We start from the raw sequence: 372 nt of genomic DNA, 5'->3' as shown, positions 1-372 counted from the left end.
GGTAGAACTCTGTACTTAGGAATCCACTACGGCTTTAGCCTAGTGGTAGTTCAATGATGCTCGATATTGATTATTTCAAATCAATCAATGATCAGTATGGACACCAAAGCGGGAATGAAATCCTTATTCAAATGAGTGATCTTCTCAGGGAAATTGTTGGAAATCGAGGGACGCTCACTCGCTATGGCGGTGAAGAGTTTATTATAATTTTACAGATTTTCCGAACGAGAAAGCCCACTCCTTTAGGTGTGGGATGATAGTGAGGTCGGATACGGAGTACAACTAAAAACTGAAAGGTTTGTGGTGCTTCAAGTATTCGAAAATCACACTTTTTTATTGTATAATTGTTGCAGTTCATAAATAAAACTGATA

The 372-nt window shown here is 38.2% G+C and carries 1 protein-coding gene; it reads left to right on the top strand.

Going from position 1 to position 372, the window contains the following annotated elements; genetic code table 11:
- Positions 1–53 precede the first annotated feature (53 nt).
- Entirely contained in the window at positions 54–257 is a 204-nt protein-coding gene (locus tag LIZ98_RS17735; protein ID WP_227140453.1) for a GGDEF domain-containing protein, read from the top strand.
- Positions 258–372: the final 115 nt, after the last annotated feature.

Source organism: Caldibacillus sp. 210928-DFI.2.18 (genome assembly GCF_020554505.1).
Classification (GTDB): domain Bacteria; phylum Bacillota; class Bacilli; order Bacillales; family Caldibacillaceae; genus Caldifermentibacillus; species Caldifermentibacillus hisashii.
The sequence above is the reverse complement of the archived record's forward strand: the minus strand, read 5'-3'. Positions and strand labels throughout refer to the sequence as shown.

Coding starts and splice junctions, on each gene's coding strand:
- LIZ98_RS17735 (WP_227140453.1), top strand. CDS start 54: ATGATGCTCGATATTGATTATTTCAAATCAATCAATGATCAGTATGGA.